This is a genomic window from Paraburkholderia sp. SIMBA_053, assembly GCF_046534895.1.
Classification (GTDB): Bacteria; Pseudomonadota; Gammaproteobacteria; order Burkholderiales; family Burkholderiaceae; genus Paraburkholderia; species Paraburkholderia caledonica.
In genome coordinates, this window is sequence record NZ_JAWRXU010000004.1 from 132316 (window position 1) to 158835 (window position 26520).

Below are 26520 nucleotides of genomic sequence, written 5' to 3' on the forward strand. Positions count from 1 at the left end.
ATGATGAAAACGACCGCTCTCAAAGTACTGACAAGCGCTCTAACGTTGGCGCTTGCCGCGTGCGCCGTACAGCCGGCGACGCACGCGGATCTGCCGCAGACGGTGAGCGCGCTCGCGCCGCAAGCGTGGAGCGTCGACGCGCCGCAAGACAGCGTGAGTGCCAACGTGTGGTGGGACCAGTTTGGCGACCCTGTCATGCATCGGCTGGTCGAGTCGGTATTGAGCGGCAATCTCGATGTGCAGGCGGCAGTGGAGCGCGTCAGGCAGGCGCAGGACCTGGTCACGCAGAATCGCGCTGCCTTGCTCCCTGAGTTGAATGCCGGCGCCAACGCCTCGTATTCACGTCAAAACACGCCGCCGCCGCTCGGATACGTGCGCCAGGCGGGTGCCGGCCTCTCGGCCAGCTGGGCGCCCGATGTATTCGGCGGCGAGCGTCTGGCCGTTCTGGCGGCGCAAGCACAAGTGTCGGGCCGGCAGTCGGCGTTGAACGAGGTACGGCTTGCGCTCGCCGCCAATGCGGCAGCAGCCTATATCGATCTGCGTTGGGCTCAGGCGCAGTTGCAGATTCTCAACGAGAACGAGCAGATACGCGCTCGCGCGCTGAAGCTCACGCAGCAGCGTCTGCATTACGGCCTGTCGTCACAACTCGACGTTGCGCGCGCGCAGAACCAGTTGCAGGACTTGCAGGCGCAGATTCCACGCATGCAGACGGCCGTGCAGCATCAACTGAGTCTGATCGCGGTTTACTCGGGACGCACACCGGAGAGCGTGGATAGCCTGTTGCTCGCCGATGCGCGCGACATTCCCGTGCCTGCACAACGAGTGCCGCAAGTGCTGCCATCAGAAGCATTGTTGCAGCGGCCCGACGTGCGCACCGCGTATGCCACCGTCGAGCGGCGCGCCGCAGAAGTGGGCGTTTCGAAAGCCGAGCGCTACCCCAAGTTCAGGCTGAATCTCGCCGATGGTTTGCTGGCCTCTTCGTACCTTGGACTGCCCACGCTGACCGATAACCTGTTTAGCGCCGCATTGAGCGCGACGAGCCCGATTTTCAACGCCGGCCGAATCACCGCCAATATCGATGCGAGCGAAAGCCGCATGCGTGAATCGCAACTTGGCCTGCAACAGACGATGCTGCAAGCGCTAAAAGAGATCGAAGACACGCGCAGCGAACTGGTGAATGGCGCTGTACAAGTCGAGCGCCTCGGCGGCGCGCTGGATGCGTCGAATCAGGCGTTGCGTTTGTCGAGTGACCTTTACAAAGGCGGTGCGTCCAGTTTCCTCGATGTCCTCGCTGCGCAGGAGGCGTACTTGCGCGACGCCGAATCGCTGAACCAGGCAAGGCGCGAGCATGCGCTTGCCGCCGTTGCCTTATATCGTTCGCTGGGCGGCGGCTGGGACGTTCCTGAAACGGTGACGGCAGTGTCGTCGAATAATTGACCTGCTATGTGACCGGTGCGCTGGGGGTTGAGGTTGTGCGGGCATGCAGAATGCGTGGCGAAAGTGCAGGCGGGAAGGCGGTGGGCTTACGCCTTGGTAACGATACAATCCGATGACACGACGAAGCCGACGAGGTCATGATGGCACGGCCGTTCTTCACAATTGGGCACTCCACGCGCACGCTGTCCGAACTGATTGATTTGCTCAATACTTCGGAAGTCGAAACATTAGTCGACGTGCGCAGCATTCCACGTTCTCGTACCAACCCGCAGTTCAACCGCGATACGCTGCCGGAGTCGCTGGCGCCGGCACATATCAAGTACCAGCATCTGGCGGAACTCGGAGGGCGTCGTGGCCGCCTCAAAGTTAAGGGTCCGTCTCCGAACGGGTACTGGACGCACCCCGCGTTTCGAAACTATGCCGATTACGCGATGACGGACCCTTTTCAAAAGGGCCTGGCAGAACTTCGCGAACTCGGACATCGCAGGCGCTGCGCGATCATGTGCTCGGAAGCAGTGTGGTGGCGTTGTCACCGGCGCATCATTACGGACTATCTGCTGATGCATGGTGAAACCGTAATGCACATCATGGATGCGCATCACGTGAACCCGGCGACCATCACGCCGGGTGCGAGCGCGCAGCCCGATGGTTTGCTCGTCTATCCGGCGCAGTCCGCTTCGCATTGAAGCCAACTGATTTCAATTAGCCCGCTTTGCCGATGGGCGCAAATCTCCGTTTGCCGCGCGCCGGCGTCAGACGACGGAACCGCTCTTTCTTGTGCTCTTCTTCAAAGTGACTGAGCGATGGCTTGACGAGATCGCTGCGCGAGACGATGCCGACAAGACGCATCGACTTTGCATCGGCTACAACGGGCAATCGTTCGAGGTCGTGCACTGCCAGTCTCGTCGCTACGAGACGACAGGTTTCCGAGGGCAACGCGAACGCCAGTGAACGCTGAGCGAAGACGTCCGCGACGCTCATGGCGGGCCGCAGGTTCGGGTCCTCGTCGCGAAACTGTTCGAGTAGCGCGCGATCGGCCACGCCGATTACCACGGCGCCACGCACCACCGGGTACGCACGACGCGTCTGCTTTGCACCGAAGAATCTGTCGAGCGCCGCGCCGACCGTCATGTCGGCTTCGATCGACTCGACGGAGGTTGTCATCACCTCGTCCACATGATGGCGCTCAAGAGGGTCCACGCCGTATTCGCGGTAGATGTGATAGCCGCGCCGCGCGATTTTTTCCGTCATGATCGAGCGGCGCATGGTGACCGTGGCAAAGCCGTGAGCAACTAGCGTAGCAGTGAGCAAGGGCAATAGCGCGTTGCTGTCGTGCGTGACGCCGAACGCGAAGACGATGGCGGTCAACGGCGCACCGAGTGTCGCACCGAGCGTTGCGGCCATACAGACGAGCGGCCATAGTGCAGGTTGATTGCCGGGCAGCCAGTGTGAGAGAACGGTGCCGAGTCCCGCGCCGAGCATCAGCAGCGGGGCGAGCACGCCACCGGATGTACCCGATCCGAGCGCGACGACCCACATGATGGCTTTCACCGCGAGCAACACGATGGCGATCTGCAATGCAATGTGTTGATGCAGAAGGTCGCCGATCACGTCATAACCTACGCCAAGTGCTCGCGGCTCCAGCCACCCGCCGATACCCACCACGACGCCACCGAGTGCGGGCCACCACATCCAGTGGATTGGCAGCTTGCCGAACAGGTCTTCGGTTTTGTAAAGCGCGGCGGAAAGTCCCGACGCGAGCGCGCCGGACAAAAGCCCTGCAATCAGGCAAGAAAATAGCGACCACCCATCTGGCGCGGCTGTTTCGAGCGGAAACAACGGACCTGTGCCGAAGAACGCCGCGCGAGCGAAACCGGCCACCGCGCAGGCCACGGCCACGGGCAGAAAACTGCGGGGCCGCCATTCGAAGAGCAGTAATTCGACGGCTAGCAGCACCGCCGCCACGGGCGTGCCGAACACGGCGGTCATGCCTGCTGCTGCGCCTGCCACGAGCAGCGTCTTGCGTTCCGCGGAAGTGACTTTGAAGCATTGCGCAATCAGCGAGCCGAGCGCGCCGCCCGTCATGATGATGGGGCCCTCAGCGCCGAACGGGCCGCCGCTGCCGATCACGATGCCCGACGACAACGGCTTGAGCACGGCCACCTTGGGTGACATCCGGCTTTTGCCGAACAGGATCGCCTCGATCGCCTCGGGAATGCCATGCCCGCGAATCTTTTCCGAGCCGAACCGCGCCATCAGTCCGACGATCAGTCCGCCGATTATCGGCACGCCAATGACCCACATACCGAGGTTGTTATGGGCGGGCGAACGTTCGACGAACGACAATGTGCCGAAGAAAAACAGGTTCGTGAACAGATGAATCAGGTTCAGCAACACGAAGGCTGCGAGCGTGCTGACTCCGCCGATGCAAGCGGCGAGCGCGAAAATGCCCGGCAGTCGCGCGTTGGCGGAGAAGTCCCGCTTGTGGGAGTCGGTGTTCATGATTAGTCGAGGTCGATCTGAGGAACCTGGAAGGCGCCCTTGAGCGATCTGAGCTCGGCGCGATGAAGCTCGGCAAGTCTCGCAAGCACTCTTTCGCCTGCTTTTTCAATGTGTACTTCAACCTGGCGGCGGTCGGTCTCGCTAGTTTGACGGCGCACCAGACTGAGTGCTTCGCAGCGCGACACCAGCGCGACGACGCCATGATGCTGAGCCTGAAGCCGCTCCGCGAGTTCGCCGACAGTTGCCCAGTCGCGCTCCGGATATCCCTTGATATGCAGCAGCAACAGATACTGCAGCGGCGTAATGCCTTCGCTTTGCGCGGCCTGTTCCGAGAACCGTTCGAAGCGCCGCATCTGATAGCGAAACTCCGACAGTTGCTCGAAGTCGGCTTTACGCAATCCTGAAGACCGTTCTTTCATTGCTCACCGCCAGTGTAGATAAGCAAAAATTATATCACGAAATGATGTAATTCTGAGCGCGTGACTCTCGCGTCAAACGTTGTCCGTTTCTCGTTTCCCGCTGCGACGTGGCGTGCAACCGCGCGCAGTGCAATGCGTACGATCACGCGGCCTGCTGCGCCTTGACCACGGTCTGCCGATAGAGCCCGGAGATGAGATCCACTTGAGTAATCATGCCGACCACGTGTCCAGCGGTATCCAGCACAGGAATATGGTGGTGACCGTAGTTGGCAAACATCGGCACGAGGTCGGTAATCGGCGCATTGGTCTTGACGGTGCAGACGTCGGTGGTCATCACGCTGCCGACGGTTGGCGCACGCAGTGCATCGCCGCGCAGCCAGCCGTCTATATAGGCAATGAACGGCACGAACTGGCCAAAAATTCTTTTATCGACGAGATCTGCACGCGTGACGATGCCGATCAGACCGTGGTCCGCGTCGATCACCGGAAGCGCTTTCACCTTGTTGCGTTTCAACAGTGCCCATGCAGCGACCGCGCGGGTGCCCGCCGACACCGACACCACATGACGCGACATGATGTTCTCGCAGGTCAGTTCGTTGAAACTGCGTGAGAAGGCCTGAAGCTGAGTCTCGCGCAGCAGCGATTCCAGGTCGTCCGGGTCGATGTCGAGCATTTCGCTGCGGCGCTTGAGTACGGCTTCCAGGTCGGCGCGTGTGAAGCCGGCGCGCGAGTCGGCGTCTGCGGTACTGCCCGCCGCGCCGCGCGACGCGCGTGCCGAATGAGGATAACGGTGGCCGGTGGCGGCGTGATAGGCGATCGCAGCGGCGAGCAGCGCGACCGACTGTATTGCGATCGGTTCGAGCACGAACCGGTAACCGAGCGCATGAATGGCCGGGCCCCCGAGCACGGCGGTCAACGCGACGGCACCCGACGGCGGGTGCACGCAGCGAAGCGCGAACATACCGCCAATGGCAAGCGCGACGGCCAGCGCGGCCGCCAGTGTGGGATCGCCGATCACATTCGCGCACGTCACGCCGATCGTCGCAGAAACGAGATTACCGCCGATGATCGACCACGGCTGCGCAAGCGGACTCGCGGGCACAGCAAACAGTAGTACGGCGGAGGCGCCCATCGGCGCAACCAGCAGAGGAATGTTCGCGCCCGGTCCCAACAGCAGATACATCGAGCCGCCGGTGAACGCGATACCGAGCAGCGCACCCAGACATGAGCGCGCGCGCTCCTGCCATTTGACGGTGACCGGAACGGGAACAAAGCTGGACAGCCAGCGCAGGACGAAGGAGCGGGACAAGATGCGAACGAGGAGTTAGTCGATTGTACTGGGCTGCGAAGATACCCGCGAAAGCTGCGCCAACGCGAATACCGTGTGGTCATAATTATATGCCAATATGATATAAAACGCCGGCGGCGCTTAGCGGTGACCTTGGCGGCGAAGGGCATTTAGCAACAGGGCACTTTGCGATTGGCGATCAGCTTGATCGGATTCCGCACTTCGTCAAAGAACTGAATGCGGATCTGATTTCCGGCGACAGAAACCAGCGGCTCAACGAATTTCGTGACCACCGTTCGCGCGTTCGACCTCGTTGACCCGATCGATAGCAGGGTCGCGCGCATACATGTATGTCCGATTGAACGGATAGTCGCTGTGAGCCCATGGCATGCGGCCCGCGTGACCATCATCGGCTTTTGCTGACTCTGCGGGGCGCGACGCGAGGATCTGGAACAGCGACGTCCATCCGCGCTCGAATCCCATTGCCGATCCGGCCAGATACAGCCGGTACGCGCGGATAATTTTCTCCGCGTCCTTGCCGAGTACTTCGCGTGCTTGATCGAGATGTGCTTCCAGTGCATCCGCCCAATGCCATAGCGTTTTTGCGTAATGCGGACGCAGGCATTCTGCGTCTACCGGCTCGAGATTGCCGCGCGTCATCGCATTCATCATTACGCTTACGTGTACCAGTTGGCCGCCCGGAAAAATGTATCTGTCGATGAAGTCGCCCATACCGCCGCCGACTTCCGCGTTGTCGGCGCCGCCTGCGGTAATGCTGTGATTCATCATGAGACCGCCCGGTCTGAGCAGACGTCGCATCTTCGCAAAGTACGCCGGCAGGTTCAGGCGGCCGACGTGCTCGCACATGCCGACCGACGCGACCTTGTCGAACGGCGCGGATTCATCGACGTCCCGGTAGTCCTGCAGCAGCATCGTCACGCGGCCCTGAAGTCCCTTTTGCTCGATCAGCCGGTTGACGTACGCATGCTGGTTCCTGGAAAGCGTAATGCCGGTTGCAGCAACGCCGTAGTGTTCGGCGGCCCACAGCAACAGCGCACCCCAACCCGCGCCGACGTCGAGAAAGCGCTCGCCGGAGCGCAACATGAGTTTCCTGCAGATGTGGTCGAGCTTGGCCTGCTGCGCGTCGGCGAGAGACATATCCGGCGAAGAAAAGTAGGCGCATGAGTACACGCGTAGCGGGTCGAGCCACAGCGCGTAAAAATCGTCGGAGACGTCGTAATGATGCTGGATCTGAGCGGCGTCTTTGGCACGGCTATGGTGCGTGCGCTCCCAGATCGCGCGGCGCGCACGGTTCACGTGGTCCAGCAGCCATCCATGTGTTTCGTGTGTGGGATCGCTGCGCAGCAAGGCCGGCGCCGCAGCCATGAGGTCGTGCATGCTGCCGTCTATTTCCAGCCGGCCTTCCACGTAGTCTTCCGCGAGCCGGCCGATCGCTCCCTGAGTCAGATGCAGTAGCGCCCTCGTGTCGCGTATCTCGAACGACAGACGCGGCTCGCGCGCGCCGATGCGCTGACCGTCGGGCAGGGCCACAGAGCAGGGCAGCGGCATGCCGGCGATCTGCTGTTCCCCTGGCGAACGCAAGAGGCTCCAGAGCGTCATGGCGTTGGCTCCTTGCAACAACCTGATGGTTCTTCCGAAGCATCATTCGTGCCGCAAGAAAGGACCGTCGGCGGGTTCTGGCGTTGCCGTGCCAATGAACCGGTCTTTACAGTTAGCTATCCGGATCGTTTGCAGACTCGGCATACCGACTTGCGCCGAGGGTTTTCCATGAGAGTCGAATGCCCGCGAATTGACATTGCAGCGAGGCTCACCGCGCAAGTTCCGTCTGCTTCTACTAATTGCCAAGCTTTCAGCGCAGTGACAGGATGCTTACATGATGGTGCCGACGGGAGCGCCATAGAACCATACGTCCATAACATCATGCAGCGCAGGAGCTTTGTACTCGCGGCATTGAGCACGGCCGGCATGCTTGGCCGGCCGCATGCCGGGTCGTCCGCTGACTTCGAGATCGTTCATCCGCGAATCCGCACCGGAGGTGAGGTTCATGCGGCATTTGCACTTGCAGTGCTGGACCTCGCGATGAGATCGGCAAAAGTCACCTATACGATTCGTCAGGCCGACGTGGCCATGGAGCGCGGCCGCGCGCTGGCAGAACTCGCCGACGGCGACTCCATTAATCTTCTATGGACCAGCATGGATAGCCGCGCGGAAACCGGGCTGAACGTGGTCCACATTCCGGTGAATCGCGGCTTGATCGGCTATCGCGTGTTTGTGATAAGGAAAGACCGGCAGGCCGACTTCGACAAGGTCGACAACGTAGCAGATCTGCGCCGGTTGACGGCGGGCCAGGGGCTCGGCTGGGTCGACACGGACATTCTGCTCGACGCCGGTCTGAAAGTGGAAACGTCCAGCACGGACACGTTATTCGCAATGACGCGCGCGGGCCGAATAGACTATTACCCGCGAGGCGTAATCGAAGCGTTCCCCGAACTCGAAACGCGCAAGCAGGCGGACCCCGACCTGACGGTTGAAAAACGTTTGCTGCTTAAGTACCGGTCGGACTTTCTCTTTTATGTGGCTCGCCGTGATCCCAGGCTCGCTATGACAATAGAGCGCGGCTTCATGGCGGCTTACAAAGACGGCTCATATATGCGGCTTTTCGATTCGCACCCGTACATTCAGCGCGCGCTGGCGCAAGCCAATTTGCGCGACAGGAAGGTGATAGAACTGGACAACCGTTATCTGTCCGCGGCTGACCGAAAGATTCCGGAAGAGTATTGGGCGCAGTGGCCGGCCATCGTGCGCGCAAGTGCACCCTAGCGGGGAGAGCAGGGCGCGCCGCGTCGCTCGCGAAAACCGGTGAGCAGGGGTCAGGATTTCCTTACCCTCGAATCAGGATACCCTTGACGGATCATGCGCGCTGCCTGACTGTTGCGCGATGAGTATCGTTCTATGATGGATGAATCAAAATGGCCTAACCGGGTAACAGAGATGATTTCCTATCCGTCGCAGCGTGAAACCGAGGTGGAGCATATCAACTCGATCTGCTTCCGTCTCTTCGACATCTGGTGCGAACGACGCAGCATCACGCCGTTGGGTTATCTGATGCATTGCTGGCCGCTAGTCGATAGCGGACCCAAGGCGATCAGGCGAGTCGGAGAAACGTTGCGGGAACTACGAAAGTCCCATCCAATGGAACTGGATGGCGAGGCAACGGCAATGCTCCGAGAGCTGACCGAATGCGTCGACGCTCTGCTGCTTCGTGCGGTTCACGAGCCGCAAGGCGTCATTGAAATCCGGCTGTCATCCTGAGCCAATGGAAGATTGACGCGAACTGCGGCAAGCAATGGGGCAATGGAGCAGGCAACGAAGCAGAGTACATTGCGATGCGCGCGCATGGCGTCATAAGATAGGAACAACCGCTTTTCGGCGCGGGCGCCTGACATAGCAGCGCGCTGCGCCAGCACGGAACGAGTAACGACATCACCATGCTTGCGGGGGCAATATGGCTGTCAACCCCATGGGGGAGTGGTGGTATCCGCTCAGGCGGTTACGGCACAGTATCGTGCTCCGGCTTCTTGCCATCGCGATCCTGTTTAGTTGCGTGCTCACCTTGTTGCTCACCGCGCTGCAGATTCATCGCGATTACAGCCAGGGCATTGCGCTCATAGAAAACCGCCTTTCGGACATCGACAAAAGTTACCGCGACAGTCTGGGCGAGGCGCTGTGGCGGCTCGACGAGGCGCAGTTGCGGCTTGAACTCGGCGGCATTCTGCGTCTGGCAGATATCAGTGTGGCTGAAGTGCGCCAGTCGGGCGGCAGTTCGGCGCCAACGCTCGTGAGCGCGGGCAGACCAGCCAGCGGGCCGTCGATAGCGCGTGAGTACCCGCTCATGCATCACGTGCTCGGCAACGACCAGCGCATCGGCACGCTATACGTGCAGGCTACGTTGAACCATCTGTACGACGATCTGAAGCACACGGCGTTGCTGATTCTCATCACTCAAGCCGCCAACATTTTCCTCGTTTCGCTTTTCATCGTCTTTATTCTGAATCGGCTCGTGACGCGCCATCTTGCGGTGCTTGCGCGTACTGTCGACGGCTACGACTTTCGCGAGCCAGCCGAACCTCTGAAGCTAAACCGGCGTGTACCCCGCGAGCCCGATGAACTGGAGCGCGTGGTGACGGCGTTCAATTCGATGGGCGCCCGGCTGCATCGCGCATATCTCGACGAGCGGGAGGCCGGTGCCGAACGCGAGGCGCGCCGCGCTGCCGAAGCAGCGAATCGAGCGAAGGGCGAGTTCCTGGCCAATATGAGTCACGAGTTGCGCACGCCGCTGAACGCGATTCTCGGCTACGCGCAGATCTTGCGGCGCGACCCGAGCCTGAGCGAGAGACAACGCGACGGCGTCGGCGTCATTCAACGCAGCGGCGAACACCTGCTCGGACTGATTGCGGATGCACTCGATTTCGCGCGGATAGAGGCAGGCCGGTTGCGCGTCGAGATAGGCGACGTGCCGCTCGCCGGCACGCTCGATGCGATTCGCGAAATCATCGAAGTTAAAAATGCGCAGAAGCATGTCGAGTTCATCTGGCGGGTGGGGCCCGATGTGCCCGACGCCGTTCGCGCGGACGAACGGCGCTTGCGTCAGGTGCTGCTGAACCTGCTCGCAAACGCATTCAACTTCACGGATCAAGGCAGCGTGAGCTTGCTGGTCGAAATGACTGCGAAGACCAGCGTATGTTTCGAAGTGCGCGATACAGGCATCGGCATGGACGCCGACAAACTTCAGACCATTTTCGAGCCGTTCGAACAGATTGCGCACCTGGAGCGCGGCGCGGGTGGGACAGGGCTTGGGCTGACGATCAGTCAGCAGTTTCTGCACGCAATGGGCAGCGAAATCCACGTGCAGAGCCAGCCTGGCCGCGGCAGTGTATTCTGGTTCGAACTGCCGGCGGCCTCGGGCGCGGTCCCCGCCGCGCCGGTTATTGCCGATACTCGCATGACGACCGGTTACAAGGGAGCGCGTCGCAAGGTGCTGGTGATCGACGACGTCGCGATGAACCGCGCGGTGCTAGTGGAATTTCTCGGCCGGCTCGGGTTCGATATTGTTGAAGCGACAGGCGGCCGCCAGGGACTCGCGAAAACGTTGAGCGAGCGACCGGCGCTGATCGTGACAGACATCGTAATGACCGATATGGATGGACTGGAAGCCACGCGCAGGTTGCGGCAGATTCAGGGTTTTTCGGAAGTGCCGGTAATCGCGACCTCCGCGAGTCCATCAGGCGCCGACGAACAGCGCAGCCTCGAAGCCGGCGCGAATGCGTTTCTCCCCAAGCCGATCGACTTCGGGAAACTGCTCGCGCATGTCGCGCGCCTGCTCGATCTTGAATGGACCTACGCGCCCGCGGGCGCTACAACTGGCGTGCAGGATGCCCCTGCTGGGCATCCTGTCGCGGTACCCGAAGACGAACTGGAAGAGTTGCATCTGCTCGCGCGCCGCGGCGATATGCAGGAGATAAGGCTGTGGGCCGAACGGGTCGCGACGCATGATCCACATTACCGCGCATTCGCCGCGCGGATTCTAAGCCTCGCGAAAGGCTATCAATCGAAAGCGCTACTCCAACTCGTCGAGGAGCAACTCGAACGCAGGGCGGTCGGATGAACGGCACCGCGCTTCCCGCTGACGACTCGCCCACGGTCCTGATCGCGGACGACAACCCGGCCAATCTGGCGATCGTTGTCGAGAGTCTGGTAGCGCGCGGCTTCAAGGTGCTCGTCGCGCTAGACGGCCCGGAGGCCATCCAACGCGCGCAATTCTCGCAGCCCGACCTGATTCTTCTCGACGTGAGGATGCCAGGCATAAACGGCTTCGAAACCTGCCGGCGTCTCAAGTCGGACGAGCGCACGCGCAATATCGCCGTGATCTTCATGACGTCGCTAACGGGTAGCGAGGACATGGTGGAAGGTTTCTCGGCAGGCGGCGTCGATTACCTGACGAAACCCGTCCACGTCGACGAAATGATGGCGCGCATCAGCACGCATCTTGCGCTCAGAGGCATGCATCAGAAACTCATTGCGCAGAACCGGCAATTGCAGGACGAAGTGCTCGTGCGTCAGCGAGCCGAGGCCGCGTTGTCGCGCGTGCGCGACGGCCTCGAAGCAAGCGTCGCGCAGCGCACGGACGAACTGGGGCGCGCAAATGCGACGCTGCAGTCGCAGATCGAGGAACGCAGGCGTGCAGAAGCGCGGCTCGTCGCGAGCGAGTTCCGTTTTCGAACGATCGTCGAAACGAGTCCGGTGCCGCTTTGCATTACGTCGATGCCCGAAGGGCACGTTCTGTACACGAACAAGCCATTGCGCGAACTCTTCGGCATCGATTATGTGACCACGCATATCGGCAACATCGCCGAGTTGTATGCGGATATCGCAGACCGCGACCGGCTTGTCGAAGACCTGCGTCACGAAGGAAGCTTTCGCAACACCGAAGTTCAGTTAAAGCGTGGGGACGGCTCGACGTTCTGGGCCATCGCGACTGCGCGTGTCGCGACCTACGACGATGCGCCCGCGATTTTCGTCGGCCTCAACGACATTACGGAACGCAAGCGGATCGAGCAGGAACTGGTGGAATCGCGCGAGCAGTTGCGCGAACTGTCCGCGTATATGGAAGCCATTCGCGAAGAGGAAAGAAAGCGTATCGCGATGGAAATTCACGATGAATTGGGCCAGTTGCTAACGGCGCTCAAGATGGACGTGTCGCTGCTCAAAATGCGACTCTCCGGCGATCTAGAAGTGGCAAAAAGAACCGACGACATGCGCGAGCTCGTTGAAAGAACCATCTGGATGGTGCGCAACGTCGCGAGCCATTTGAGGCCGGCAGCGCTCAATTACGGAATCGTATCGGCGCTTGAATGGCTCGTGGACGATTTCGGGCGGCGCAGCGGACTTGCCTGCCAGTTTCGTCTGAATGGCAGAGAGCCCGTGCTCTCCGATGCACACGCAACCGCAATGTTTCGAATCGTGCAGGCTTCGCTGACGAACGTCGCACGGCATGCATGCGCGACGCGAGCGGACGTCACGTTGACGAATACGTCGACGGCACTCGACCTGCATGTCAGCGACGACGGCTGCGGTTTCGATCAGGATGCCGTGCGTCGCGACTATTCGTACGGATTGCTCGGCATGAGCGAGCGGGCGCGTCTGATAGGCGGCTCGCTGCTGATCGACAGTGCGCCGGGAACGGGCACTGCGGTCTCGATACATATACCGCTTCAGGACGGGGTTCAGACATGATCAGGCTTCTGATTGCCGACGACCATCCGCTCGTGCGCGGAGGTCTCAAGCAGATAATCGAAACGACGCCCGACATTATGGTGGCGGGCGAAGCGGCGCAAGGTTCTGAAGTAATCGAGAAACTGCGCACCTGTCAGGTGGATTTGCTGCTGCTCGACATGACGATGCCGGGCATCAGCGGTGTCGATCTGATCCGGCGCGTGCGTGCGGAACGTCCGTCGCTGCCCGTACTCGTGCTGAGTATCCATAACGAGGCACAGGTAGTCTCTCGCGCGCTGCGTGCGGGCGCAACGGGTTATGTCACGAAAGACAGCAATCCCGACGTGCTGCTCGCTGCAATTCATAAGCTCGCCGAAGGCGGACGCTTCATTGACCCGAAACTGGTGGAGGGAATCGTTTTCGAAACGTACTCGGGCGACGCGCCGCCGCACGAAATTCTTTCCGACCGCGAGTTTCAGGTTCTGCAAATGCTTGCGCTCGGCAAGAGCCTGAATGAAATTGCCGATGCTTTCGCGCTCAGCGCGAAAACGATCAGCACGCACAAGATGCGACTCATGCAGAAGCTCGGCCTTGCCAATAACGCGGACCTGATTCGCTACGCAATAAGGCACGGACTGGTCGCCGAATAGATAGTGGACACGCGTCAGGAAAACCTGAGTACTGAAGCAGGCATTCCTGATCTGACATTCCGCCGCCGCCGATGGAGGCGTTGCCACCGTCGTTCTACGATGCACCATGCGAATGAGCGGAGGAGTTATGGCGGCGTCAGAGCGATCGTTGCGCGAACTGGTCGAGAAGTGGCTGGACACGAGCGGTGCGGCATCGGCTCGAATCCAGTTGCAGCCCTCCGCCGGCCAAGGGAACAGACGCTGCATATGTGTCGAGGCACAACGTGAGACGGGCACGTTGACGCTCTTTTTCTTCCGTCACGGCAACGGTTTGTGGCACGTATTCCCGCCTGACGAGCGGCCCGCCATGAGGGTAGCCACCACCGCCGGCCAGGCGGCAATACGCGCGAAGAAGGGAGGATCATGACCCACGATGAATGGGGTTGGGGATCGCCGAAAGTATTGGCGCTGCGTATGTGGATGAGTGTGTGGTACGACCATGCGGTCGTGTCCGGCTTCATTCGCACGCCCTTCACGCTGAACGACGCGGACGCCGAGCGGCTCGAAGGCTATTTCAATCTCGGCCTGACACCGGAGGAGGGTGCTCGCGTGTTCTTTTCCAAATCGCATTAAATCCTGCTTTAAACATTCTCTCCGGCAGCAGTTTCGTTTAGCATCAGTGCCACTTTCATATGAAGAACTTGAGACATGGCACTCATCGCACGGAACGTACTCGGCATTGCCGTACTGCTCTTCATCGCTTTCATCTTTTCGACGAATCGGCGTGCCATTCGCTTACGGACTGTAAGTAGCGCATTGCTCGCGCAAGTCTGCATCGGCGCATTTATTCTCTTCGTGCCGCTTGGCAAGACGATTCTCGCGGCGGCCGCCGCAGGCGTAAATAACGTGCTTGGCTACGGCAATGCCGGCATCGAGTTCCTGTTCGGCGGACTCGTGCAGTCCAGAATGTTCGAGGTGTTCGGCAACGGTGGTTTCGTCTTTGCCGTGCGGGTGTTGCCGGCCATTATCTTCGTGACCGCGCTGATTTCCGTGCTCTACTACCTGGGCGTGATGCGCTGGATCGTGATCGTGCTTGGCACGGTGTTTCAGAAGTTGCTCGGCGTGTCGAAGCTTGAGTCGTTTTCCGCTGTCACCACGATCTTTCTCGGTCAAAGCGAAATGCCCGCGGTCGTCAAACCGTTCACCCGCGACATGACAGGCGCCGAACTGTTCGCGGTGATGTCGAGCGGCATGGCCGCGGTTGCCGGCTCGGTGCTGGCGGGTTACGCGGGCCTTGGCGTACGGATCGAATATCTGCTCGCGGCGTCTTTCATGGCGGTGCCAGGCGGGCTGTTGTTCGCGAAGATCATTCATCCGTCAACCGAGCCGAGCCGCGTTCATCTCGACAACCTCAATTTCGACGAAAAGCGTCCCGCGAACGTGATCGAGGCAGCTAGCTCGGGCGCGACCGTGGGCCTCAGAATCGCGGTCATGGTGGGCGCTATGCTGATTGCGTTCGTCGGTCTGATCGCGTTGCTCAACGGCCTCGTTGGCGGCATAGGCGCCTGGTTCGGCCACCCGCAACTGTCGATGCAATCGGTCCTCGGCGTGGTGTTCGCGCCGCTCGCATGGCTGATCGGCGTCCCGTGGAACGAGGCGGCGATTGCCGGCAATTTCCTCGGTCAGAAGATCATTCTCAACGAGTTCGTTGCATATGCATCGTTGTCGCCGTACCTGAAAGATGCGGCGAGCGTGACTGCTGCGGGCTTGCATGCGCTCGATCCGCGTACCATTGCTATTCTGTCGTTCGCGTTATGCGGCTTTGCGAACTTTGCGTCGATTGCGGTGCTCACGGGCGGCTTTAGCGCGGTCGCGCCGGAACGCCGCGCCGAAGTCGCGCGATACGGGTTGCGTGTCGTGCTCGCGGCAACGCTTTCCAATCTGATGAGCGCGACTATCGCGGGCATGTTCATTACGCTCAATTGAATCGAGGATGTCTTGCATGAACATGGAACAGCTGTTGGAACGCGCAGGCGTGGCGCGAGAAAAGGCCTATGCGCCCTATTCGAAATTCAAGGTCGGCGCGGCGTTGCTGACGAAAGACGGCCGTGTGTTCGACGGCTGCAACGTCGAGAATGCGTCGTACGGGTTGTGCAACTGCGCTGAACGTACAGCGTTTTTCAGCGCGATTGCGGCAGGTTATCAGCGCGACCAGTTCGCAGCGCTCGCTGTGATCGGCGATACGGAGGGGCCGATTGCACCGTGCGGCGCGTGCCGCCAGGTGATCATCGAACTGGGTGGTCCCGAGTTGCCGATTCGTCTCGGCAATCTCCACGGCGCAACGCGCGACACGACCGCGCGTGAACAACTGCCGGACGCGTTCTATCTATGAGCACGCCATGAGCACGCACAAGCTGATCTACGACACGGACCCCGGCGTCGATGATGCCATGGCGCTGGTGTTCCAGGCGCTGCATCCGGATATCGAACTGCTCGGACTAACAAGCGTATTCGGCAACGCCACGATCGAGACCACTACGCACAACGCGCGCTTTCTTGCAGGCCGGTTCGCGACGGGCGTGCCGGTCGCACGCGGCGCTGCCGCGCCGCTCAAGCGAGCCGCGCCGCAACCGCTCGCGTGGATTCACGGTGACAACGGACTCGGGAACATCGCGCTGGGCGCCACCGAACATGCGCCGCTCGATGCACGGCCCGCGCACCGATTCATCATCGACACGGTGCGTGCGCATCCTGGCGAAGTCACGCTGCTTGCAGTCGGCCCGCTGACCAATCTTGCGCTGGCGCTTGCGGAAGATCCGCAGATCGCGCCGCTCGTCAAGCAGGTCGTGATCATGGGCGGCGCATTCGGCACGGACGGCGTGCTCGGCAACGTCACGCCCGCAGCCGAGGCCAACATTCTCGGCGACCCCGATGCCGCCGATATCGTGTTCGGCGCGGCGTGGCCCGTTGCGATTGTCGGGCTCGACGTCACGCAGCGCACCGTCATGAGCCAGGAGTATCTGGCGTCGATCCGCGACCGTGGCGGCGCGGCAGGCCAGTTCGTGTGGGACGTGTCGCGGCACTACGAGGCGTTTCATCAGCAAAGCGCACAGCTCCAGGGCATCTACGTGCACGATTCGTCGGCCGTTGCGTATGTGCTCGCGCCGCATCTGTACACCACGCGCAGCGGTCCTGTGCGGGTGCTGACGGACGGCATCGCGGTCGGCCAGACTATTCAGAAGCCTTCCACTATGCCCGTGCCCGCGCCGGACTGGGACGAGCGGCCGGATTGCCAGGTTTGCGTCGGCGTTGACGCGGCCGGCATGCTCGCGCTGTACGAGAGCACCGTGTGCGCAAAGGGTTAAACGGTCGGCGCCGTTGACCGGACGAAGAACGCCGGCTCACGTCAGGCCCAGCATGGACGCTTGTCCGATGCGTTGCGTCGATCTTTGCTACATTGCTTCGAGCGACGACATTCACTCGAGAGGTCAGAGATGCGAATTCTAGTGGTGGGAGCGGGGGCGGTAGGCGGCTACTTCGGCGGACGACTCGCAGCGGCGGGGCAGGACGTCACGTTCCTCGTGCGCGCGGGCCGGGCGGACAAGCTTCAGCGCGACGGACTGGTGATCAGGAGCCCGCGCGGCGATCTCACTCAGCGCGACGTCAAAACGATTCTGGCCGGCGTGAACGCCGAGCCGTTCGATCTCGTGCTGCTAAGCTGCAAGGCCTACAGTCTCGACGATGCAATCGATTCATTTGCTCCGCTCGTGGGCGAATCAACGCTGATCTTGCCGATGCTCAACGGCATGCGCCATATCGACGTGCTCACGGAGAAATTCGGCGAAGCGCGAGTGCTCGGCGGCCAATGCGTGATCGCGGCCACGCTCAACGCGGACCAGCAGATCGTGCACCTGAACGAGATGCATGCGGTTACGTTCGGGGAACTGGCGGGCGGCGTATCGGAACGCGTACAAGCCATTGCCGATGCAATGGCCGGCGCGAACTTCGACGTCACCGTCAGCGAGAACATCCTGTTGCGCATGTGGGAAAAGTGGGTGTTCCTCGCCACGCTGGCGGCGAGCACGTGCCTGATGCGCGGTTCGATTGGCGACATACTGTCCGCGCCCGACGGCAAGCGCGTAATCGAAGGCCTGCTCGGCGAGTGTCGCGCGGTTGCGGAACAGAACAGCTTTACGATGGCGCCAGACTTCGATGCGCGCGCAACGCAAACGCTCTTCACACCGTCGCCGCTCACGGCGTCCATGTTGCGCGACGTGGAAAATCACTCGCACACTGAGGCGGATCACATACTGGGCGATCTGATCTCACGCGGCGGCGAAGCGCAAAACGGCGACCACGCTTTGACGTTGTTGCGCATCGCGTATAGCCATCTGAAGACGTATGAAGCGAGGCAAACGCGCACGTCGTAAGCCTTGGGTCGCAAGTCGCGAGTCGTGTGACCGGAGGTTGCCGTAACCGCTCAATGACCGGAGGCGAACATGCCGGCTCCAATCGGATCAGTGCCCGCGCTCAGCGCGGCGTCGGCTACGATTTTCTCGATCGGTATCGCGTTCCTCGGCTACTGGGGAATGTATGAGCCGACCGGGTGGCGTGTTGCCGACATTATTGTGTTCGTACTCGCGCTGATCGGCTTTGGATGCCTCGGGCTTGTACCGTGGATGGCCACGAGCCCCGTGGAGCCGGAGACAAGCGACGTCAGGATACGCATTGCGCGTCATCTGTTTCTTGCTGGCGTCGTGGCAATCTGGCTCGCGGTGGCGATCTCGGTGATCTTCTGAACCGCCACCCACATGACGTAAAAACGCGCGCCCCGTAGCACGGTGGCGCGCGTTTCATTCAGGCGAAGCGGGAAGCCTAGCGTTCGATCTGCCGGTTCCAGCGCGTGTCCCATTGCGCACGGTGCGCATTAATAGTGTCCCAGTCCACCACCGTGACTTTGCGCACGAGGTCTTCCACGTTGCCGAGGCTTTGCTGCATCGGCGGCGTCATTTTCGCGAGACGGTTGGTCGGAATCTGGCGGCCGGCTTCAGCGGCTTTCGTCTGCGCCGGCGCGGACAGCAGGAACTGCGCGAGCTTTTGTGCAAGTTGCGGATCGGGGTTGTTGTTGACCACGCACAGATCGACGAGCAGCAGCACGGGACCTTCCTTCGGATTCACATAGCCGACCGGAATTCCCTTATCGGCCAGATCGCCGACGGCGGTCGGCGTCAGCGGAAAGAGGCCGGCCTCGCCGGTTTGCACCATTTCCGAAATCTTCGCCGAGTTCGGCACGTACTCCACGACGTTGGGGCCAACCGTGCTGGCCCATTTCGTGAAGCCCGGTTCGACGTTCTGCTCGGTGCCGCCCATCAAACGGTTGATCGCGAGGAAACCGTGCAGGCCGAATGTGCTGCTCGAGGCGGATTGGAACACCACCTTGCCTTTGTATTTCGGATCGGCGAAATCCATCCATGACGTAGGCGGAGCCCAGCCTTTTTCAGCGAACAGCTTCTTGTTGTACGCAATGCCGGTCATGCCGAGTTGCACGCCCGCGCCCATGTCGTCCTTCATACGCGCGAACGGATAGAGTTCTTTGAGCACCGGCGAGTCGTCGAGCTTTTTGCACACGCCCATGCTGACGGCGCGCGCCATCACGCCGTCGTCGAGAAACACTACGTGAATCTGCGGACTCGCCTTGTTTGCGAGCAGCTTAGCGAGAATATCCGACGACGTGCCCGGCACCACGACTACTTTCACATTGTTCGCTTTCTCGAAGTCGGGCAGCACCTGGCTCGTGTACGCCTTTTCCATCGGGCCGCCATTCATGCCGATGTAGATCGTCTTCGTTTGCGACCATGCGGGTGCTGCCGCGCCGAATGCGCACAATGCGGCCAATGCCGCGATCGTCCTGAACAATTTCATTAAAGGCTCCTGAGTTTCACAAACGTGATCTAAGCGACGGATGAAGTAGCAAGCTGTGCAAAGCGGCCAATCGAAAAAGCGTCGAGAGGCGTGGCCGTGGTGCCGTCGATAACGAGATCGGCGAGCACCTCGCCAACTCCGGGCGCGAGCAGAAAGCCCCCGCCCGAAAAGCCGAATGCATGCAACAGACGCGGCACTGCGCGGCTCGGCCCGATGATCGGGTTGCTGTCGGGCGTCTCGCCTTCCACACCGCTCCATGTGCGAATCAGTAGCGCCTCGCGCAACGCGGGCAGCAGCGCGCACGCGTCGCGCATGACGGCCCGCGTGGTTTCCGTCGACGGTTGACCGTATTCGCCGTCGCCATGCCCGCGTCCGCCGCCGATCACGCAATTGCCGCGCGCCACTTGCCGCGCATAGATGCCGCCGCCATACACGCCCAGGTTGTGCGTGATGAAAAGCGGCAGCGGCTCGGTGACCCACATGTTCGGATAGATCGGCTTCATCGGCGCGCTTTCGCCGAAGTAGCCCGCCACCTTATTCGCCCACGCGCCGGCGGAATTGATCAGCCAGTCCGCGCTGATCTGCGTGTCGCCCGCGCGCATATGGAAGCGCTTGCCGTCGTGATGAATGCCGCTCAATGCGGTCTGCTCGCGCACGTCCGCGCCCGCGGCACGCGCAGCGCGTGCAAATGCGGGCGACACGAGGCGCGGATTCGCGTGTCCGTCGCTCGCGCATAACGATCCGCCGACAGCCGCCGCGCCGAGCCACGGATAGCGCTCGCGAAACTGCGCGCCGCTCAACAACTGCGCATGGAGTCCGTAATCGCGCGCCATGTCCGCCCATTGCTGAAGCGCGGCAAGGTCGCTCTCGCTGCGAGCGAGGCGTAAATGTCCCGACACCGTAAATTCGCCGTCGATGCCGATCAGGTCCGGCAAGCGGTCCCAGATACGACGCGCGCGCATGGCGAGCGGCATCTGCTCGACCGGGCGGCCCTGGCAGCGTACGCCGCCGTAGTTCACACCGCTCGCCTGCGCGCCGCAAAAGCGCCGCTCGAAGAGGCCCACGCGCAAGCCGCGCCTGGCAAGCGCGAGTGCCGCCGACGAACCGACGAGACCGCCGCCCGCGATCGCCACGTCGTAGTGCGGTGCGTCACTCATCGCGGGCCTCCTCTGGGATAGCAGCGACATCGTCGGCATACATCGCGGGCGACAGCGGGATGGGTTTGACTGGCGGCTGGCTGCGCAGGCGGCCAACTGCGTCGAGTGGGCGACCGGTTTCTTCGGCGAGCATTAGAAGCGCGGCTTCGCCGCACATGCGTCCCTGGCAACGACCCATGCCGACGCGAGTCAGCGCCTTCAGGCGGTTGATCTCGTTCGCTTCGCCACCGCGGATGCAACGCCGTAACGTGCCCGCATCGACTTCCTCGCAACGACAGACGGTCATGTCGTCGGGCCATTGCGCGGCGCATTTCGGGGGCGGTTCGAATGCCGTCTCAATGCCCGCGCGGAAAACGGCGATATGTTGCAGCTTGCGTTCAATCGATGCGGCGTCGAGCATGCCGGGTCCGCGTGGATGTTCGATGCCGAGGTCGTCGAGCAAGGCCAGCGCGGCGCGGCGTCCCGCGAGTTCGGCAGCGTCGGCGCCCGCGATGCCTGCGCCGTCGCCGGCCAGATACAGGCCGCTCACGGAGCTGCGCCCGGCGGAGTCGAGTTCGGGCAGCCAGCAACGGTTGAGCGCGTCGAACCGGAAACGGCAACCGGCGAGATCCGCGAGCTGCGTTTCGGGCTTCAAGCCGAAACTGATGCCGACCGCGTCACATGCAATTGATTCGGTAACCGAACTATTTTCGAAAGAGCGCCATTCGATGGCCTCGACATTGCGCGTGCCGCGAATACCAACAAGCTTCACGCCCCGTTCGATACGTATGCGATGCGCGTTGAGCCAGCCGACGTAATACAAACCCTTGGCGAATGTCGCCGGAAGCCGGGCGAGTCTGGAAGCGGCCGAAATCTGTTGGCTGAGCGGGCTCGTGTCGAGCACGGCTATGACTTGCGCGCCCGCTTTGACGTACTGATATGCGACGAGATATAGCAATGGCCCTGTGCCCGTGAGCACTACGCGCCGGCCGATTGCGCAGCCTTGCGACTTCAAAGCGACCTGTGCCGCGCCGAGTGTATAGACGCCGGGCAGGGTCCAGCCGGGCACAGGCAAAACGCGGTCCGTCGCGCCGCTCGCAATGATTAGATGCGAGAACGGCACACTGATTTCGCGCCCTGCCTGAAGTGTGTCGAGTCGACCGCTTTCGCAAGCCCACGCGAGTGTGTCGGGCCGATAGTCGATGTAAGGCAGGAGCGCTTGCATTGTCGTATGCAACGCGTCGGCTTTGCGCGCCTCGAAACCGTAGAGCGTTTTCTTCGAGCGCTGGAAGCCGCCATGTTCCGGTGGCTGCCGGTAGATCTGCCCACCCCAGCGCGCATTTTCATCTACCACGGTGGGACGCATACCTGCCGCAACCAGCGTTTCGGCAGCGCGCACGCCGGCCGGTCCGGCGCCGACGATCACAATGCGGCGATCGTCGCTCATTGCGCGTCTCCACTGTGGCTTTTCGCTGCGGCGCTTGCCGGTTCGATACGAGTCAGCACCCGCAGTCCCGGGGTGACGAGCGTCGAGCAAGCGCGCAGACGCTTGCCGTCTTCGGTGCGCATCCAGCAGTCCTGACACGCGCCGATCAGGCAGAAGCCGGCGCGCGGCGCTCCGCTGAATTCGCTGTCTCGCACGCGGCGCTGTTGCATCAGCACGGCGGTCAGCAATGTATCGCCCTGCAGAGCGGACACTTTCCGGCCGTCGAGATAAAAGTGCAGAGGTTCGCGCCGCGTTTCGGCGATGCGGACGAACTGAGCCTCGCCTGTGGGCACTGCGGCGTCGGACGGCGAAGAATTGGACTGCATGAGCGCATGAACAGAAGAAGACATCAGTGCTGGCCGATCAGAATGCGGTTGAGTCCATACACGCGATCAAGCAGCAGCATTGCGCCCGCCGTAATGAAGATCACGAGCGCGGAGACGGATGCCATCATCGGATCGATGGATTCTGTCGCGTACATATACATGCGAACGGGCAGCGTGACGGTTTGCGGCGACGTTACGAAGATCGACATCGTCAGTTCGTCGAAGCTGTTGATAAAGGCCAGCAGCCAGCCACCGGTTATGCCGGGCAGAATCATCGGCAACGTGATGCGGCGAAACGCGGTCCACGAATCGGCTCCGAGCGAATGCGCCGCGTGTTCCACGCTGCGGTCAAGGCCGCTTACCGAGGCCAGCACGAGCCGCATGACGAACGGCGTAATGATGATCATGTGCGCGAGGATCAACCACGCGAACGAGCCAGTCGCGCCGATCAGCGCGAAAAACCGCAGTAGTGCGATGCCGAGTACAAGACCGGGAATCACCAGCGGCGAGAGCAGCAAGCCGTTCAGAAAAGCACGGCCCGGAAAGCGCGCGCGGCCAATGGCGAGCGCGGCGGGCAGTGCGACGATCAGCGAGAGCGTCGCCGATGCAAACGCGAGCTTCAGGCTGTTGAAAAACGCCGAAATGAAGTCGGGGTAGTTGAGAATCGCGCGAAACCAGCGCAGCGAGACACCGTGCGTGGGCAGCGTGAGCGTTTCGTCGGGCGTGAAGGCGACCAGCACGACGATCACAAGCGGCGCGAGCACGAACGCAATGACGAGCGTGTGGAAAATCAACGCAATGGGACCGTTCTTTCTCATGATGTTTCCGCGCGATGAACCGCTGTGTCAGCCCAGGCTTCTGGTGTATCTGCGTTCCAGAACCCGGTAGTAAGTGAGCATCACGATCAGATCCGCGACCAGCAACAGCAGCGCGATGGTGGCGCCGAGCGGCCAGTTCAGCGAGCCGAGGAATTCGTCGTAGACGGCGGTCGCGGCGACCTTTAGCCGGCGTCCGCCGAGCAGTCCGGGAATCGCGAATGCGCTTGCCGACAAACCGAACACCATCAGGCTGCCCGACAGAATGCCAGGCGTGAGTTGCGGCAACACGATGCGACGCAGCGTCGTTGCGGGCGACGCCATCAACGACAGCGCTGCGTTCTCCGTTTGCGGATCGAGTTTCTGCAACGCGGTCCACACGGGAATCACCATGAAGGGCAGCATGACGTGCACCAGTGCAATGACGATCGCGAAGGTGGTGTACTCGAGTTTGTAAGGACCGAGGCCGAAGAGGCCGAACGCCTGATTCACGAGACCGTTGCTGTTGAGCAGCATGCTCCAGCCGAACGCACGCACGACGACCGAGACGAGCAGCGGCGCGAGAATCACCAGCAGAAACATCGAACGATACGGATCGCGCATGCGCGACAGCACATATGCCTCGGGCGTGCCGATCACGACGCACAGCAGCGTGACGAGAAACGCAATGCCGAACGTGCGCAGAAAGATCGTGTGGAAATACGATGAGCCCAGCACTTCGGCGTAATTGCCGAACTGGAACGCGGCGAGCGGGCCGCTTGCCGGATCGAAACGATAGAAGCTCAAGACGAGCGTCATCAGAAGCGGCACGAGCACGAGCGCGACGAACAGCAGGAACGCGGGCAGGCACATGAGCCACAGCGGCAAGAATGCGCGCCACGGCGCACGCTTCGCGCCTGCGGATGCGGTCTTGCCATTCTCCGTTGCGGGCAGCGTGCTATCCATGATGCGCATCCCGCTGGATAAAGCGGATCGCTTCGCTGTTCCAGTCGACGCCGACTGCCGCGCCTTCGGGCAACGGCTCATTGCCTTCGTTCTGGCAGCACACCAGCACTTCGCCGAGCCGGCTGTCGAGACGATACAACCACTGACTACCGAGGAAAAAGCGGCTCGTGACCGTGGCCGGCACACGTCCCGCGTCCGGCGGACAGAGCCGGAGTTTTTCCGGGCGAATGCACAGCGTGACCGCGTCGCCTACGCCGACCACGCGCTCGCGCATCGGCAATTGCGCGGTACGGCCGGTTTCGCACAGATCATGTCCGAGGTCGATGCGGATCGCGTCGCCCTCGCGCGCGATCACCGTGCCCGGCAGCATGTTGGCCTTGCCGATGAACTGCGAGACGAAGCGATTCTCCGGGCGCTCGTACGCCTCGTATGGCGTGTCGATCTGCGTGATGCGGCCGGCTTCCATCACCACCACGCGGTCGCTGATCGACAGCGCCTCTGACTGGTCGTGTGTGACCATGATTGTCGTCGTGCCGATCTTGCGTTGAATGCCGCGCAGTTCGAACTGCATGTCTTCACGCAGCTTGGCGTCGAGATTCGACATCGGTTCATCGAGCAGCAGCACGGGCGGTGCGATCACGATTGCGCGCGCAATCGCCACGCGTTGCCGCTGTCCGCCCGACAACTCGCGCGGGAAGCGGTGCGCGAGCTGATCGAGCCGCACGAGCGACAGCGCTTCGCGCACGCGTTCGTTGCGCTCCGCCTTGTCGACATTGCGCATTTCGAGTCCGAAGCCGACGTTCTCCGCCACGCTCATGTGCGGGAACAGCGCGTAGCTCTGGAACACCACGCCGAGGCCGCGTTTGTTCGGCTTCATATGCGTGATGTCGCGACCGTCGAGCGTGATGCGCCCACGCGTTGTTTCGAGGAAGCCGGCGATCATCTGCAGCGTCGTCGTCTTGCCGCAGCCCGAAGGGCCGAGCAGCGAAACGAACTCGCCTTTTTCCACCGACAGATTGACGTCCGCAACGGCCTGAAGGTCGCCGAACGATTTCGTGACGTCTGTAAGTGTTAGGAACGACATGATGTGGCCTTTAGATGCCTCGATGACGCCGACTCTAGCCAGCCAAATTATGCGGCGTCAATTTGAAATTCCGTTTGGCGATATTTAATTTCTAAACATTCCATTCAATGGAATGCAGAGGCGAAATGCGGTGGCGAGTGTTTCACTGCGCAGCAGTGGTAAAAACCCTATGAGACTGCGGCGGTGTAGCGAGGCGGGGCGGACGACCGCGATTCCATCAATCACGCAAACGCTTTATAGTATTCCGGTGATTGAAATACAAACGAGCCAAAAGAGATGAATGCTGCCGCCAAGCGAGACACCAGAAGCGGGACCGCCGAAACCGCCGAACCGGGCGCGGTTCCCGGCACGGGCATGCTGGAACGCGCTTTCGCCGTGATTCGCGCATTGTCGGAAGCGCAGCCCGACGGCGGTCGCGTCACGCGTCTCGCGAAAGCAGTGGGTCTGACGCAGGCCACCGTGCATCGCATCCTGCACGCGTTGATCGCGGAAGGCATCGTCGAACAGGACGAAAACTCGAAGCTTTATCGCCTCAGCGTGAATTTTTTCGCGCTTGCGGCGCAAGCAGGAAACCCGAGTGGCATGCGCACGTTATGCCGCCCTGCGTTGTTGAGGCTTTGCGCGAGTCTTGGCGACACGATCTTCCTGCTTGTCAAAAGCAGTTTCGACGCGGTGTGTCTCGACATCTGCGAAGGCCCGTTTCCAATCCGCTCGTTCACGGGCGATATTGGCGGGCGCGTGGCGTTGGGCGTGGGGCAGGGCAGTCTCGCGATTCTCGCGTTCCTGCCCGAGGCGGAGCGCGAGGAAATCATCCGCTTCAATGTGCCGCGAATTCGCGGTTACGGAGTGCTGGACGAAGTGTACTTGCGCACCGAGATCGAACGCGTGCGGCAGTTGGGATACGCGGGCCGCAATAGCGGCGTGCTCGACGGCATGGCAGGCGTGGCTGTGCCGATTCTCGACCGCACTGGCGTGGCGGTCGCGGCATTGAGCGTAGGTACGCTCGCGGCGCGCTTGAGCGACGACCGCTTGCCGATGGTCGTCGAACTGCTGCGCCGTCAGGCCGAAGCGATCGGCCCGCAAACCAATCCGTTCGATGTCGCGCTGCGCCGGCCGATGCATGGCTTGTCGCGCGCCATGACCAGTGTGCGCATCGCGGGCTCGGAGCAGGAATAAGCGGCACAGGCGTGCGATTGAAAGGCGTCGCGCGCAAACTGCGCAACGCGACGCCCTTGCAT

The 26520-nt window shown here is 61.5% G+C and carries 27 protein-coding genes; 15 read left to right on the top strand and 12 right to left on the bottom strand.

The features are described from left to right. Positions 1 to 3: 3 nt before the first annotated feature. Both SB753_RS15660 and SB753_RS15665 read left to right on the top strand, forming a co-directional pair. Positions 4 to 1437 (top strand): efflux transporter outer membrane subunit, encoded by a 1434-nt coding sequence (locus SB753_RS15660; RefSeq protein WP_410800622.1) that lies wholly within the window; start codon positions 4 to 6, stop codon positions 1435 to 1437. Positions 1438 to 1577: 140 nt separating this feature from the next. Beyond that, positions 1578 to 2123: a DUF488 family protein gene (locus SB753_RS15665; RefSeq protein ID WP_410800624.1), complete on the top strand. Its 546-nt coding sequence runs from the start codon at positions 1578 to 1580 to the stop codon at positions 2121 to 2123. A gap of 16 nt (positions 2124 to 2139) precedes the next feature. Here SB753_RS15665 and SB753_RS15670 read toward each other — a convergent pair whose 3' ends face one another. The 5 genes from SB753_RS15670 to SB753_RS15690 form a co-directional block, all read right to left on the bottom strand. Further along, positions 2140 to 3939: a chloride channel protein gene (locus SB753_RS15670; protein ID WP_410800626.1), complete on the bottom strand. Its 1800-nt coding sequence runs from the start codon at positions 3937 to 3939 to the stop codon at positions 2140 to 2142. Between the two features lie 2 nt (positions 3940 to 3941). Then, the gene (locus SB753_RS15675) at positions 3942 to 4358 is read right to left on the bottom strand and encodes a MarR family winged helix-turn-helix transcriptional regulator (protein ID WP_087753938.1); all 417 of its coding nucleotides are present in this window, start codon (positions 4356 to 4358) and stop codon (positions 3942 to 3944) included. A gap of 142 nt (positions 4359 to 4500) precedes the next feature. Further along, positions 4501 to 5667, bottom strand: coding sequence for an HPP family protein (locus tag SB753_RS15680; protein ID WP_410800628.1), 1167 nt, complete (start codon positions 5665 to 5667; stop codon positions 4501 to 4503). A gap of 252 nt (positions 5668 to 5919) precedes the next feature. Continuing rightward, a complete protein-coding gene (locus SB753_RS15685; RefSeq protein ID WP_410800630.1) occupies positions 5920 to 7266 on the bottom strand; it encodes a class I SAM-dependent methyltransferase in 1347 nt (448 codons plus the stop codon). Positions 7267 to 7536: 270 nt separating this feature from the next. Beyond that, positions 7537 to 7683, bottom strand: coding sequence for a hypothetical protein (locus tag SB753_RS15690; RefSeq protein ID WP_410801065.1), 147 nt, complete (start codon positions 7681 to 7683; stop codon positions 7537 to 7539). Between SB753_RS15690 and SB753_RS15695 the strand changes: the two genes are divergently transcribed. From SB753_RS15695 to SB753_RS15750, 12 genes are all read left to right on the top strand, one after another. Next, positions 7633 to 8487: a hypothetical protein gene (locus SB753_RS15695; RefSeq protein WP_408163564.1), complete on the top strand. Its 855-nt coding sequence runs from the start codon at positions 7633 to 7635 to the stop codon at positions 8485 to 8487. The two genes, SB753_RS15690 and SB753_RS15695, sit on opposite strands and share 51 nt — an antisense overlap. 171 nt (positions 8488 to 8658) lie before the next feature. Next, entirely contained in the window at positions 8659 to 8979 is a 321-nt protein-coding gene (locus SB753_RS15700; RefSeq protein ID WP_027777513.1) for a hypothetical protein, read from the top strand. A gap of 193 nt (positions 8980 to 9172) precedes the next feature. Continuing rightward, positions 9173 to 11332: an ATP-binding protein gene (locus tag SB753_RS15705; RefSeq protein WP_410800631.1), complete on the top strand. Its 2160-nt coding sequence runs from the start codon at positions 9173 to 9175 to the stop codon at positions 11330 to 11332. Then, positions 11329 to 12960 (top strand): response regulator, encoded by a 1632-nt coding sequence (locus SB753_RS15710; protein WP_410800633.1) that lies wholly within the window; start codon positions 11329 to 11331, stop codon positions 12958 to 12960. The genes SB753_RS15705 and SB753_RS15710 overlap by 4 nt, the downstream gene beginning before the upstream one ends. After that, positions 12957 to 13589, top strand: coding sequence for a response regulator transcription factor (locus SB753_RS15715; RefSeq protein ID WP_020068147.1), 633 nt, complete (start codon positions 12957 to 12959; stop codon positions 13587 to 13589). The genes SB753_RS15710 and SB753_RS15715 overlap by 4 nt, the downstream gene beginning before the upstream one ends. Before the next feature lie 127 nt (positions 13590 to 13716). After that, positions 13717 to 13995 (top strand): hypothetical protein, encoded by a 279-nt coding sequence (locus SB753_RS15720; RefSeq protein WP_410800635.1) that lies wholly within the window; start codon positions 13717 to 13719, stop codon positions 13993 to 13995. After that, on the top strand, positions 13992 to 14201 hold the full coding sequence (locus tag SB753_RS15725) for a hypothetical protein (protein ID WP_027777516.1): 210 nt from the start codon (positions 13992 to 13994) through the stop codon (positions 14199 to 14201). The genes SB753_RS15720 and SB753_RS15725 overlap by 4 nt, the downstream gene beginning before the upstream one ends. 75 nt (positions 14202 to 14276) lie before the next feature. Then, a complete protein-coding gene (locus SB753_RS15730) occupies positions 14277 to 15554 on the top strand; it encodes a NupC/NupG family nucleoside CNT transporter (protein ID WP_392394617.1) in 1278 nt (425 codons plus the stop codon). 16 nt (positions 15555 to 15570) lie between these two features. After that, the gene (locus SB753_RS15735; RefSeq protein WP_087753929.1) at positions 15571 to 15960 is read left to right on the top strand and encodes a cytidine deaminase; all 390 of its coding nucleotides are present in this window, start codon (positions 15571 to 15573) and stop codon (positions 15958 to 15960) included. A 7-nt stretch (positions 15961 to 15967) separates the two neighbouring features. Continuing rightward, complete coding sequence (locus tag SB753_RS15740) at positions 15968 to 16933, top strand: nucleoside hydrolase (RefSeq protein ID WP_410800638.1); 966 nt, start codon at positions 15968 to 15970, stop codon at positions 16931 to 16933. Between the two features lie 129 nt (positions 16934 to 17062). Beyond that, the gene (gene panE / locus SB753_RS15745) at positions 17063 to 17998 is read left to right on the top strand and encodes a 2-dehydropantoate 2-reductase (protein WP_131318870.1); all 936 of its coding nucleotides are present in this window, start codon (positions 17063 to 17065) and stop codon (positions 17996 to 17998) included. Between the two features lie 69 nt (positions 17999 to 18067). Then, entirely contained in the window at positions 18068 to 18367 is a 300-nt protein-coding gene (locus SB753_RS15750; protein ID WP_020068154.1) for a hypothetical protein, read from the top strand. A 76-nt stretch (positions 18368 to 18443) separates the two neighbouring features. Here SB753_RS15750 and SB753_RS15755 read toward each other — a convergent pair whose 3' ends face one another. Genes SB753_RS15755 through SB753_RS15785 form a run of 7 tightly spaced genes read right to left on the bottom strand, consistent with a single transcriptional unit; the run spans position 18444 to position 25282 of the window. Further along, the gene (locus SB753_RS15755; protein WP_020068155.1) at positions 18444 to 19490 is read right to left on the bottom strand and encodes an ABC transporter substrate-binding protein; all 1047 of its coding nucleotides are present in this window, start codon (positions 19488 to 19490) and stop codon (positions 18444 to 18446) included. 29 nt (positions 19491 to 19519) lie between these two features. Continuing rightward, a complete protein-coding gene (locus SB753_RS15760; protein ID WP_410800640.1) occupies positions 19520 to 20647 on the bottom strand; it encodes an NAD(P)/FAD-dependent oxidoreductase in 1128 nt (375 codons plus the stop codon). Continuing rightward, positions 20640 to 22073 (bottom strand): FAD-dependent oxidoreductase, encoded by a 1434-nt coding sequence (locus SB753_RS15765; protein ID WP_410800642.1) that lies wholly within the window; start codon positions 22071 to 22073, stop codon positions 20640 to 20642. The genes SB753_RS15760 and SB753_RS15765 overlap by 8 nt, the downstream gene beginning before the upstream one ends. Beyond that, entirely contained in the window at positions 22070 to 22438 is a 369-nt protein-coding gene (locus SB753_RS15770) for a (2Fe-2S)-binding protein (RefSeq protein WP_087753993.1), read from the bottom strand. Before SB753_RS15770 ends, SB753_RS15765 begins: the two co-directional genes overlap by 4 nt. A gap of 23 nt (positions 22439 to 22461) precedes the next feature. Continuing rightward, the gene (locus tag SB753_RS15775) at positions 22462 to 23256 is read right to left on the bottom strand and encodes an ABC transporter permease (protein WP_131318868.1); all 795 of its coding nucleotides are present in this window, start codon (positions 23254 to 23256) and stop codon (positions 22462 to 22464) included. Between the two features lie 27 nt (positions 23257 to 23283). Further along, on the bottom strand, positions 23284 to 24198 hold the full coding sequence (locus tag SB753_RS15780) for an ABC transporter permease (RefSeq protein WP_410800644.1): 915 nt from the start codon (positions 24196 to 24198) through the stop codon (positions 23284 to 23286). Next, the gene (locus tag SB753_RS15785; RefSeq protein WP_087753921.1) at positions 24191 to 25282 is read right to left on the bottom strand and encodes an ABC transporter ATP-binding protein; all 1092 of its coding nucleotides are present in this window, start codon (positions 25280 to 25282) and stop codon (positions 24191 to 24193) included. The genes SB753_RS15780 and SB753_RS15785 overlap by 8 nt, the downstream gene beginning before the upstream one ends. Positions 25283 to 25558: 276 nt before the next feature. Between SB753_RS15785 and SB753_RS15790 the strand changes: the two genes are divergently transcribed. Further along, a complete protein-coding gene (locus tag SB753_RS15790; protein WP_087753920.1) occupies positions 25559 to 26458 on the top strand; it encodes an IclR family transcriptional regulator in 900 nt (299 codons plus the stop codon). The last annotated feature ends 62 nt before the right edge of the window (positions 26459 to 26520 follow it).

Excerpts from the sequence above, each read along its gene's own strand:
- SB753_RS15755 (WP_020068155.1), bottom strand. The coding sequence starts at position 19,490 with ATGAAATTGTTCAGGACGATCGCGGCATTGGCCGCATTGTGCGCATTC.
- SB753_RS15710 (WP_410800633.1), top strand. The coding sequence starts at position 11,329 with ATGAACGGCACCGCGCTTCCCGCTGACGACTCGCCCACGGTCCTGATC.
- SB753_RS15705 (WP_410800631.1), top strand. The coding sequence starts at position 9,173 with ATGGCTGTCAACCCCATGGGGGAGTGGTGGTATCCGCTCAGGCGGTTA.
- SB753_RS15790 (WP_087753920.1), top strand. The coding sequence starts at position 25,559 with ATGAATGCTGCCGCCAAGCGAGACACCAGAAGCGGGACCGCCGAAACC.
- SB753_RS15740 (WP_410800638.1), top strand. The coding sequence starts at position 15,968 with ATGAGCACGCACAAGCTGATCTACGACACGGACCCCGGCGTCGATGAT.
- SB753_RS15690 (WP_410801065.1), bottom strand. The coding sequence starts at position 7,683 with ATGAACGATCTCGAAGTCAGCGGACGACCCGGCATGCGGCCGGCCAAG.
- SB753_RS15770 (WP_087753993.1), bottom strand. The coding sequence starts at position 22,438 with ATGCAGTCCAATTCTTCGCCGTCCGACGCCGCAGTGCCCACAGGCGAG.
- SB753_RS15730 (WP_392394617.1), top strand. The coding sequence starts at position 14,277 with ATGGCACTCATCGCACGGAACGTACTCGGCATTGCCGTACTGCTCTTC.
- SB753_RS15685 (WP_410800630.1), bottom strand. The coding sequence starts at position 7,266 with ATGACGCTCTGGAGCCTCTTGCGTTCGCCAGGGGAACAGCAGATCGCC.
- panE (WP_131318870.1), top strand. The coding sequence starts at position 17,063 with ATGCGAATTCTAGTGGTGGGAGCGGGGGCGGTAGGCGGCTACTTCGGC.
- SB753_RS15760 (WP_410800640.1), bottom strand. The coding sequence starts at position 20,647 with ATGAGTGACGCACCGCACTACGACGTGGCGATCGCGGGCGGCGGTCTC.
- SB753_RS15735 (WP_087753929.1), top strand. The coding sequence starts at position 15,571 with ATGAACATGGAACAGCTGTTGGAACGCGCAGGCGTGGCGCGAGAAAAG.
- SB753_RS15750 (WP_020068154.1), top strand. The coding sequence starts at position 18,068 with ATGCCGGCTCCAATCGGATCAGTGCCCGCGCTCAGCGCGGCGTCGGCT.
- SB753_RS15695 (WP_408163564.1), top strand. The coding sequence starts at position 7,633 with ATGCTTGGCCGGCCGCATGCCGGGTCGTCCGCTGACTTCGAGATCGTT.
- SB753_RS15700 (WP_027777513.1), top strand. The coding sequence starts at position 8,659 with ATGATTTCCTATCCGTCGCAGCGTGAAACCGAGGTGGAGCATATCAAC.
- SB753_RS15775 (WP_131318868.1), bottom strand. The coding sequence starts at position 23,256 with ATGAGAAAGAACGGTCCCATTGCGTTGATTTTCCACACGCTCGTCATT.
- SB753_RS15675 (WP_087753938.1), bottom strand. The coding sequence starts at position 4,358 with ATGAAAGAACGGTCTTCAGGATTGCGTAAAGCCGACTTCGAGCAACTG.
- SB753_RS15785 (WP_087753921.1), bottom strand. The coding sequence starts at position 25,282 with ATGTCGTTCCTAACACTTACAGACGTCACGAAATCGTTCGGCGACCTT.
- SB753_RS15715 (WP_020068147.1), top strand. The coding sequence starts at position 12,957 with ATGATCAGGCTTCTGATTGCCGACGACCATCCGCTCGTGCGCGGAGGT.
- SB753_RS15665 (WP_410800624.1), top strand. The coding sequence starts at position 1,578 with ATGGCACGGCCGTTCTTCACAATTGGGCACTCCACGCGCACGCTGTCC.
- SB753_RS15765 (WP_410800642.1), bottom strand. The coding sequence starts at position 22,073 with ATGAGCGACGATCGCCGCATTGTGATCGTCGGCGCCGGACCGGCCGGC.
- SB753_RS15720 (WP_410800635.1), top strand. The coding sequence starts at position 13,717 with ATGGCGGCGTCAGAGCGATCGTTGCGCGAACTGGTCGAGAAGTGGCTG.
- SB753_RS15780 (WP_410800644.1), bottom strand. The coding sequence starts at position 24,198 with ATGGATAGCACGCTGCCCGCAACGGAGAATGGCAAGACCGCATCCGCA.
- SB753_RS15725 (WP_027777516.1), top strand. The coding sequence starts at position 13,992 with ATGACCCACGATGAATGGGGTTGGGGATCGCCGAAAGTATTGGCGCTG.
- SB753_RS15670 (WP_410800626.1), bottom strand. The coding sequence starts at position 3,939 with ATGAACACCGACTCCCACAAGCGGGACTTCTCCGCCAACGCGCGACTG.
- SB753_RS15660 (WP_410800622.1), top strand. The coding sequence starts at position 4 with ATGAAAACGACCGCTCTCAAAGTACTGACAAGCGCTCTAACGTTGGCG.